Raw genomic sequence first — 10186 nt, forward strand, 5'->3', positions numbered from 1 at the left:
TTTTTTAGGGAAGATTACAAAAACTTATAGCTTTATTGTTATTTATTTATATTATACATAAATTTATTATGACATAAATCAATTAAAGTGCCATTTTTTCTTAAAATGATAATAAAGCATCTTTATAAAAACAATAAACTATTTAAAAAACCCCTTGTGAATTTTAAATAATTTGAGTTTTTAGATTTTTAATATTTCAATTAAAGTAATTTTATTAATGTACTGAATCACTATTAGTGCAGTAATTTTAGCTGGAATTCTGGTTTTAAACCTTTCAAAAGTCTTTGCATAATTGCGTCTAATCATAAACTGATCGCATAGTTGAGATTTATATCATTCAAAAAATGAATATCATAAACAGATGCGTGATTGATATCAATCCCCTGGAAAACACCAGCTAAATTTCAATAGATCACATGGATCATTTAAAGGAAAAACTCCATATGAAATACTGAAATCAATACTAAAATAATTATATTTATTGTCTACGAAGTGATGAAATACAACAATAATAACCCTGCATTATAGTTTCTCCCATTCCATTTTGCCAGAAGTAAATAACAAACTATAAGAACAACAATAATAAACATTGTTCTTGAAACTATATACCAATTTGATATATAAATTTCTTTCGCTTTGCGCTTAGCAATTGTTTTGTAAAAAATGAAAATGGTTCTATTATAAATCCTTTATAACAGAACCATTCTTATATTAATATTTTTGATTTATATACACTTCTCTGTAAATAGCTAATCTTTTAAAAACATTTTAAGAATCTTATATGCAAAATTTAGATCTATTAGCTTAATAGCATACTAATAACTGATAGAATCACTTTTAACAATTAAAAGTCTATGTAGAATATTTGAATTTAATCTATAATTGTTAAATGTTTAAGATTATAATAAATAAAAATCATCTATTTTTTCTTCACATAAAGTTTTGATTACATGTATCCATGAATCATTATCATTTAGACAAGAAATATACTCATAAGCTTCTCCCCCATTATCAATAAATATTTCTTTTCCTTCCATTGCTATTTCCTCTAGAGTTTCCAAACAATCAGATACAAATGCAGGGCAAACAACTGCCAATTTTTTTATTCCTTTTGATGGTAAAACTTTTAAAGTAGAATCTGTATATGGCTCAATCCATTTATCTTTTCCTAGTCTAGATTGAAATGAAACAATTGTTTTTTCGCGAGATAAATTTAATTTTTCTATCACTTTTTTTGTTGTCTCAAAACATTGATGACGATAACAGAATTGATGACTTGGATTAAATTCTCTATCACAACAGTCACTTAAATTACAAGTCCTTGTAGGATCTGTTTTATAAATATGTCTTTCTGGGATACCGTGGTAAGAAAATAACAGCCCATCATAATCATTCGAAAACTTGTCTTTTATGCTTTCAACAAGACAATCTATATATATATCTTTATTATAAAATGGTTCCACATAATTTATTTTAACAAATGGAAATTTTTCTTTTCTTACTTTTTCTGATTTCTCTACTACAGATTCTGTTGTACTCATAGCATATTGAGGATACAATGGAAATAGTACAATCTTATTGACTCCTTTCTCAACTAGTTTAGAAATTCCATTTTCTATACTAGGTTCAGCATATCTCATTCCTATTTCAACAGGAATATCAACAATATTTTGTAATTTATTTTTTATTTTTTCAGTAATGACTATTAAAGGAGATCCCGCATCTGTCCAAATTTTCTCATAAGCTTCTGCGGATTTTGATGGTCTTGTATTTAGAATTATTCCTTTTACTAAAAGTGTTCTTAGAATCCAATTATAGTCAATAACTCTTTCATCCATTAAAAACTCTCCAAGATATTCTTTTACGTCATTTACGGATGTAGATTTAGGTGATCCTAAATTAACTAATAATATTCCTTTTTTACTCAATTTATTTACTTTTATGGTTACTAATTTTTTTTAATAAATATTTTAAAAAAATGTATAAACATGCAACTCTATTTACAATTTAAATGAAATTTGTATATTAATGCATTACAACATTTACAAATCGGAAATATTTATAATTGTTTTATAACAATCAAAATACTCTTGTCCTTAAGTGTTTTTATTATTCATTATTTTTAATCTAAATCTTTGATAGAAAGTTTTTACAAACCTCACTTTTACTAAAGACAATAAGGTGCTTAATTGAATCCAGCTTGAAATTTCAGTATGGATGTAGATACCTTGTAGTGAAGTTTTGATATTAATTCTTCAAAAGCAGAAAATGTGGAAAAATATATTATAATCGTTTAATATTTTAAATCATTATTATTCTTTCATTTTACTTATTGAATGCTTCGTTAAAAATGCTTAAAACTCTGTTTCGAGCAAAATTATGAGCAACTATAGGAGAAGGATAATCATCAGTTTCAAATTCTGATACCCACTTTTTAATGTAAAGAGATTCTTTATCAAATTTCTCTGTCTGAAGAGTTGGATTAAAGACTCTGAAATAAGGTGCCGCATCGCATCCTGATCCAGCAACCCATTGCCAATTACCATTATTTGCAGACAAATCATAATCGTTTAGTTTTGATGCAAAATAAGCCTCTCCCCAACGCCAATCTATGAGTAAATGTTTGCATAAAAAACTTGCTGTTATCATTCTTACTCTATTATGCATAAAACCAGTTTGATTAAGCTCTCTCATTCCTGCATCTACAATAGGATAACCTGTTTTCCCATCGCACCATAGCTTAAATTCCTGCTCATTATTCCTCCACTTAATAGAATTATACTTAGCCTTAAAAGGTTGGTGAACAACATATGGAAAATGATAGAGTATTTGCATAAAAAATTCTCTCCAAATTAATTCATTTAGCCATGTTTCATTTAGCTCTATCGCTAACGCAACACATTTTCGTACACTAATCGTTCCAAATCTTAGAGCTATACCTAATTGGGTCGTACATTGTAAAGCAGGATGATCCCTATATTTATGGTAATTTTGAATAATTTCCTTATCTAGCTTTGGCTGTTTGAATAAAATTGATGTTTTTAAAAAACCAATTTCTTTCAGTGAAAGAATCGTTTTGAATTCTGTTTTCAAAAATTTACTGTAATCAGGCTTATAACATTTATAATCTTCTGTTTTCAAAATTTGTTTCCATTTTTTTGCATACGGCGTATATACTGTATAAGGAGAACTATCTTTCTTTAAAATATCTTTCTTGTCAAAAATTACTTGATCTTTAAATGCTTTAAACGAAATGTTATATAACTTAAAATAATTGTAAATCGAAGTATCTCTTTTAATTGCCAAAGGTTCATAATCACGATTACAAAATATAGAATGAATAGCAAACTCTGTTGAAAGTTGCTGAAAAATTTTGAAAGGATCACCATAATATACATGGAGACTTGTCCCAAAGGATTTTAATTGATCATTAATATTTTGAAGCGCTTGATGAATATAATCCACCCTCCTATCTTTCTTATCATCCAGTTGTCGTAGAATACCTTCATCAAAAATAAAAATAGGTAACACAGGAACTCCAGATGAAAGAGCGTGGTACAGCCCAACATTATCTTCTAAACGAAGATCTCTTCGAAACCAAAAAATGGAAATTTTATTTTTCATTTAAAAATGGATTATCATTTCGATTATGTTCTACCCAAATCAAATTGGATATATCATAACCAATTTCTGAAGCTAATGCAAGAAAGTTTGTTTTAATATTATCTGGAATATCTTTCGTCCGAGACAAAATCCATAAGTAATTTAGATTTTTACCTATAACCAATGCATATTGATAGTTTTCATCCAAAGCAATTACGTTATATCCAGCATAGAAAGGTCCAAAGAAGCTTACTTTTAGCTTTCCTATTTGCTTACCGTCTCTAAATTTTGCTTTACCTATAGCTTGCTTCCATACTTGTTTATCCTTATTAAATCCGCTATTTGAAACCACCAGATTTCCTTTTTTATCAAAAGTGTAGTTAGCGGAGACATTATCCAAGTTTTTCTCGAAACGAAAATCTAAACGAGCGATTTCAAACCAAGTACCTAAATATCGATCAACTTCAAAATTTCGAACAGCTTCTGCCTTTTTAGGAATAGAGGAACATGAATTGGAAAATATTAACAATCCTATACAAGCTGTTTTCAATAGTATTTTATTTTTCATTTTCATGAGATTTTGATTTAAATTGTTTAAAAAAATAGAGAACTAAAAGAAATTGCGTATATCCATACACAGCATCTTCTATTGGTATAGTTCCCATTCTGATTCCCAAAAAATCATCAGGATTATAATTTACAATTGGCGACTCTAATCCTGTACCTGTTAGAATACCATTTACAGGAAAGAAACCAAGCATAAGAATAGTGAAAACAAACGAAGCTTTTCCTATCCAATCTACACAACGAACAAAGTGAAAGTACAGTAAAACAACCAATGTTATAACAGCTGTTAATAGGGTATAAATTCTATCATAATAAAGTAAAGCGACGATTGAACAAACAATCACACTAAAAAAAACAATCAGGTTATTAAAACAGGAAAGCCAATCTAATTTAAAAAATTTATCAAAGCAGAAATAGGTAAATATGCAGGAAAATGGTATACAAATAAAAAACAACCATTCTTCTAAAGGTAGACCTCCTATAAAAAAACCAAGTGTATAATCTGTATTAAACCACCACACTCCTTTAGCTGTAAACCAAATATCCCATGCTATAAATGGAATAGCTACTACACATGCAGCTTTTATAAATGAACCAAAATGACGGTTAAAAAGAATACGAGAGTCAAAGGATGATATGAAACAAATGATTATTGTAAAAAATAAAATCAAAATATAAGTATAAGACATCATTTTTGCGCAGAATTAAAGTACATTTTAAAATACTTGAAAGGAACATATAGAAACCCAAAACATTCTCCATCATCTTTATTTAGATGCTTATGATGTTGTTTATGAGCCCTACGAAGAGCAAGAAAATACGGATTCTTTATTCGCTTAAAATAATTCAGTCGTTGATGAATAAAAACATCATGCACAAAAAAATACGCCATACCATAAAGCATAATTCCTACCCCAACAAAAAATAAGTAATTATAACTATTGAGCGAACCAAAATACATCAAAGCAATAGTCGGAATCGCAAATATCACAAAAAAATAATCGTTTTTTTCAACTGATCCTTTATGGCTATGGTCATGATGATCTTTGTGGAGAAACCATAAAAATCCATGCATCACATATTTATGAATAAACCATGTAACAGGCTCCATAAGCACAAATACTAGCAACACCAAAAATAAATTCATACACCTACTTATTAAATAATTTCTTTAATACGTGCTGACGATAATCAAATATTTTATTCAATTTTTTTTTCACCAAAAGAGAATGAACAATATTTCCCAAAACTCCAAAAGGAAGCTCATATTCTACTGTATCTTTCATTAAAATCCCCTTTTCATTGGGAATAAATTCATGAAAATGTTTCCAATATTTATATGGACCTTTTTGTTGAAAATCTGTAAAACTTTTCTGATGCTCTACTTGAATAATCTTTGTCTGCCATTTCAAAGGAATACCCAATAGCGGTGACACACTATAATCGATGAGCATACCTTCAAAAATTGGCTGATCCTGATCTTCTGACAAAACTGTAAAAGCCATATCTTTAGGTGTAATTTCCGAAAGATTCATTGGAGAAGAAAAAAATTGCCAAGCTGTATCAATATCACAATACAACTGTTGTTCTCTATACAAACGGTACTTCATCACTTATTCGTTTAAAATTTTTTCAATATTTCTACGCAAATTTATAGACGTTATTTTACGCCTGTTTTCTGATAAAATTTGCGTATCTTCTTCAACCTTTGAATAGTAGTTCAAAAATGAGGGTGCGTTTTTTTGTACTGATAATCTAATAAACCTCAATTCTAAATTTTCAGGTTCTATACGTATAGCCTCCTCTATATTCTTTTTACCTTTATTAAAAGTTTTAAGCTTATTTAATGGATTAGACACATGCTTGGAATTAATTGTTTGAGCACCACCTAAATAACCCAAATAAATAGCAGATTTATTTTTTATATCGTCCAATTCAACTATTACATTTGCACATAATTCTTTGTCATTAGATAACTTAGCATAATTAGCCCTTAGCTCTTCTAGAACTACCTCAGTGTGATTTATAAAACCTAAAAATCCCACCATGAGAAACCCTAACATTTTAATCATAACCAAGCAGCTTTATATCTTATGTAACTTTTAAACGCAACAAAAACTTTTTCAGAATTAGCTATTCTAATTCTTCCATTTAAAATTTCTTTGGATGATTTTTTTTTGATCTTCTTAAACAAAGAAAGATAGTATTTATATGCTAGATAAACACCAAAAATTGAAGAAGCTGGAAGTTTTTTAATCCCAATCAACGCTTCATCAAATTCTTCTTCTATTTCTTTTTCAATTGCGTATTTTATCTTATTATCAAAACCACTTATATCCACATTCGGAAAATAAGTTCTTCCCAAAATATGATAGTCCTCTTTCAAATCTCGAAGAAAATTAATTTTCTGAAAAGCAGAGCCCAATTTCATCGCATAAGGTTTTAATTCTGCATACTTATCTTTATTACCATCTGTAAAAACCTGTAAACACATGAGTCCTACTACCTCAGCAGAACCTAAAATATAGGTTTTGTATAAGTCCGAGTCATATTCTATTTGTTGCAAGTCCATTTCCATACTACTCAAAAATTGATCGATAAGTTCTTTATCAATCTTATAATAATTTACAGTTTCTTGAAATGATTGTAAGATGGGGTTAAGCGATATCCTCTCATTTAATGCATATAAAGTTTCTTTTCTCAATCTTTTTAAAAGCTTCTCTTTGTTATATCCATGAAAACTATCTACGATTTCATCTGCCAACCTTACATAACCATAAATCGCATAAATAGCTGATCGAATAGAAGGTTTTAAAGCGAGAATACCCAAAGAAAAACTTGTGCTATATTTTTGAGTTGTCATCTTACTCACCGAATAAGAAAGCTCATCAAATAATTGTTTCATATAGAATTACTTTTTTATTTTGTTGATCTCATTGGCCACTATTTTACCGGATATAATAGAGGGAGGAACTCCTGGTCCAGGAACAGTTAACTGACCGGTATAAAATAAATTTTTTAGCTTTTTATTTCTTATTTTAGGTTTTAATACTGCTGTTTGATTAAGTGTATTAGCCAATCCATAAGCATTACCACCATAAGCATTATAATCTGACACAAAATCTTTGACACAATAACTTCTTTTAAAGTCAATTTTAGATTGCAAATCTACAACACCTGTATGCTTTTCTAATCGTGAAAGCATTTCCATTAAATACTTCTGACGCACAAATTCATTGTCATCTATTCCTGTTGCAATCGGCATTAGCAAAAACAAATTTTCTTTCCCTTCTGGTGCAACAGAATGATCAGTTTTTGATGGACAACAAGCATAAAACAAAGGTTTTTCAGGCCATCTTTTCTTTTCGTATATGCTATCTATATGTAGATCTAATTCATGCTCAAAGAATAGTGTATGATGTTTTAAATGCGGAATAGTTTCATTAAAACCAAGATAAAAAATCAGACAAGATGGAGCAAATGTTCTTTCTTCCCAATAGTCAGCCGTATAATTTCTATATTCTGCGTTCAAAAGTGTTTCTGTATGATGATAATCAGAAGAAGCAATCACTTCATCAAATTCATAGATTTCACCATTTATTACAAGTGAACTTACACTTTTATCTTTTACATTTATTTTATCAACATTACAATTAAAATGAAAGTGCGCCCCTTGTTCTTCTGCTACTTTTTTCATTGCTAATACCAGCTGATAAAAACCTCCTTTAGGATAATAAGTACCTAATACATAACCGCCATAATTCATCAAACTATACAATGCAGGAATCTTTTCAGGAGATGCGCCCAAAAATATTACGGGGAACTCCATTAAAGCTCTCAATTTCTTATCTTTAAAATACCGTGCAACATAGGCTCTAAAATTAGATAGTAAATCTAATCTCAATGCACTTTTAGCAATTTTAAGAGAAATAAATTCACTCCAATTGGCACAAGTTTTATGTACAAAATCCTTCATTCCTACTTCATATTTGAATTTGGCAGATTTCATAAATTTTTCTAATTGAAAACCAGCACCTTTCTCTATTTTTTCGAAGGTTTCTTTTAGTGCTTCAAAATTTTCAGGTACATCTATTTTTTCATCCGAAAAAATCATCTCAAATTGAGGATTTAACGATATCAATTCAAAAAAAGAAGAAGTAGTATAACCAAAATCCTCAAAGAAATCTTGTATAACATCTGGCATCCAATACCAACTAGGTCCCATATCAAATACATAACCTTCTTCTGTTTTTAATTGTCTTGCTCTTCCGCCTGGCTGATTATGTTTCTCAAATACATGTACTTCGTGTCCTTCTTTTGCTGTATAAGCAGCAGCTGATAAACCAGAAAATCCAGATCCAATAATGGCTATTCTTTTTTTCATATCTCGTTTTTAACTTCCTTTATATGTAGAATAACCATAAGGAGATACAGTCAATGGTACATGAAAATGCTTATTCCCTTTAATACGAAAAACAATCTCGATAAAAGGATAAAATGTTTGCAATTTTTTTCTATCAAAATAAGATTCAATATGAAATACGAGTTTATAAACACCGTCATTATTCTGACCATAAGGTAAAAAATTCCCTATTCTACCATCTTTATCTGTTATTTGTGTACTTACCTTAGTCCACGAATTGTCCACATTCATTTTCTCTAATGTAACTGAAACAGATGGTGCAGGTTCTCCTGTAGAGTTATCTAAAATATGACTGGACAATTGATACGTTTTCGTTTGCGAAAAACAAAACAACGAACAACAGATAAGTAGAAAGAAAAATATACTCTTTTTCATACTAGTTGTATTTAATTAATATGTTTGTAAGCCTCTTTTAATAGAGATTCTGTTTCAAAATTCTTTTCATAGATTGCTTGATGAAATTCTTCGAGTTTATGAAGTAGATTTATTAATTCCATTTTTTCAACATAAGTTAAATTACCTGCTACAATTTGTGTCGCAAGCCTAATTTTATCCATTTGTTCTTCAAGAACTTCTAAACCTACTGAACTAACTTGAATAACTTTACTTCTTTTATCCAGCTCAGATGAAGCTTGATCTACCCAACCTTTAGCAATTAATCGATTTATAATTTGCATCCCTACTGGTTTTTCATGCACATTTTTCTTTATCAAATCCATTTTTGTCATCTCCCCAAATGCCTTTAAATTGATTAAGTAAATAAAATCTTCTTGAGATGAAAAATCCGATCCTATAATAGCAGATTTTGAATAACTTTTCGCATACCTATTCATATGAACAAGTAATGTACTTATAACACTTTCAGGCGATCTCATTTTCTCTTTTCCGATCCAATGAGGAACATCACAAGAACTTTCTAGATGATTATTTAAAATAATCCACTTTTTAAAATCATCAATAGAAGCATTAGCATTACACGTATTTTCTTTTTCAAACTCTTCTATTAAATCAACTACATCTTTGATTAATTGGAAATTCATATACAATATTTAGTTTACAAATATACTATTTTAAAACAAATAATGAATATTATTATACTATATATTAAAAATAATATCCGAGCTTATTAAAAAACAATGTAATTTTATATGTATAATTCTAACTTATCAATACTTCGGCAGACTCGTCACAAGCAAGACTTGGCTGTAAACCTCTCTACTAAAAATATTCTCATTTCACTAAAGATTTTAAAAACGCTACGGGCTAAAACCTTTTTAACGTTATTCAAACATTTTCTTAACGTGAGAGTATTAATGCCGGTTTCTTCATCCTCTTTTCTAATTCAAATTCGTTGTCATTTCGATTCTAAATCGTTGGGTTTTTATAATTCGTTATTTATCGTCTAAGTCTTCGATACAACGTTTTGCAAACGCCACTCTGACTGACGATAATAAGAAGCTGAACTGAATTCAGCTTGACAATTTGGTTTTTTATTTAAAAACAATTTGATTGATGTCATTCTAAGCCTGCCAATGTCGTACTGCATGACTTCGTAGTCTTTAAGTATAATTATTTTAGTTTTAATTTTAGTAT

12 protein-coding genes and 1 pseudogene are annotated in these 10186 nt (G+C 29.1%); all 13 read right to left on the reverse strand.

All coding sequences use genetic code 11. From position 1 onward, the window contains the following. Positions 1–163: 163 nt before the first annotated feature. Positions 164–327 (reverse strand): annotated as a pseudogene (locus B4J88_RS15250) (IS982 family transposase); the annotation flags it as partial. A 572-nt stretch (positions 328–899) separates the two neighbouring features. After that, positions 900–1928 carry a ferrochelatase gene (gene hemH / locus B4J88_RS00375; protein WP_291049451.1) on the reverse strand — a complete coding sequence of 343 codons (1029 nt, stop codon included), beginning with the start codon at positions 1926–1928 and terminating at the stop codon, positions 900–902. A 397-nt stretch (positions 1929–2325) separates the two neighbouring features. Then, entirely contained in the window at positions 2326–3624 is a 1299-nt protein-coding gene (locus B4J88_RS00380) for a cryptochrome/photolyase family protein (RefSeq protein ID WP_291065833.1), read from the reverse strand. Next, entirely contained in the window at positions 3614–4171 is a 558-nt protein-coding gene (locus B4J88_RS00385; protein ID WP_125350630.1) for a lipocalin family protein, read from the reverse strand. The genes B4J88_RS00380 and B4J88_RS00385 overlap by 11 nt, the downstream gene beginning before the upstream one ends. Continuing rightward, positions 4161–4862, reverse strand: coding sequence for a lycopene cyclase domain-containing protein (locus B4J88_RS00390; protein WP_291065835.1), 702 nt, complete (start codon positions 4860–4862; stop codon positions 4161–4163). Before B4J88_RS00390 ends, B4J88_RS00385 begins: the two co-directional genes overlap by 11 nt. Then, the gene (locus tag B4J88_RS00395) at positions 4859–5317 is read right to left on the reverse strand and encodes a sterol desaturase family protein (RefSeq protein ID WP_291065837.1); all 459 of its coding nucleotides are present in this window, start codon (positions 5315–5317) and stop codon (positions 4859–4861) included. Before B4J88_RS00395 ends, B4J88_RS00390 begins: the two co-directional genes overlap by 4 nt. Before the next feature lie 4 nt (positions 5318–5321). Then, a complete protein-coding gene (locus tag B4J88_RS00400; protein WP_221855912.1) occupies positions 5322–5780 on the reverse strand; it encodes an SRPBCC family protein in 459 nt (152 codons plus the stop codon). A 3-nt stretch (positions 5781–5783) separates the two neighbouring features. Beyond that, the gene (locus tag B4J88_RS00405; protein ID WP_125350626.1) at positions 5784–6242 is read right to left on the reverse strand and encodes a hypothetical protein; all 459 of its coding nucleotides are present in this window, start codon (positions 6240–6242) and stop codon (positions 5784–5786) included. After that, entirely contained in the window at positions 6239–7075 is an 837-nt protein-coding gene (locus B4J88_RS00410; protein WP_291050837.1) for a phytoene/squalene synthase family protein, read from the reverse strand. Before B4J88_RS00410 ends, B4J88_RS00405 begins: the two co-directional genes overlap by 4 nt. Positions 7076–7081: 6 nt before the next feature. Further along, complete coding sequence (locus B4J88_RS00415; protein WP_291065839.1) at positions 7082–8554, reverse strand: phytoene desaturase family protein; 1473 nt, start codon at positions 8552–8554, stop codon at positions 7082–7084. Positions 8555–8563: 9 nt separating this feature from the next. Next, a complete protein-coding gene (gene uraH / locus B4J88_RS00420; protein WP_291065841.1) occupies positions 8564–8968 on the reverse strand; it encodes a hydroxyisourate hydrolase in 405 nt (134 codons plus the stop codon). An 11-nt stretch (positions 8969–8979) separates the two neighbouring features. Beyond that, positions 8980–9633 carry a MarR family winged helix-turn-helix transcriptional regulator gene (locus tag B4J88_RS00425; RefSeq protein WP_291049423.1) on the reverse strand — a complete coding sequence of 218 codons (654 nt, stop codon included), beginning with the start codon at positions 9631–9633 and terminating at the stop codon, positions 8980–8982. A 362-nt stretch (positions 9634–9995) separates the two neighbouring features. Continuing rightward, positions 9996–10186, reverse strand: a 191-nt coding sequence (locus B4J88_RS00430) for a hypothetical protein (protein ID WP_291065843.1), incomplete at its 5' end; no start/stop codon positions are given.

It is taken from the genome of Empedobacter sp. UBA5036 (assembly GCF_002415215.1).
Taxonomy (GTDB): domain Bacteria; phylum Bacteroidota; class Bacteroidia; order Flavobacteriales; family Weeksellaceae; genus Empedobacter; species Empedobacter falsenii_B.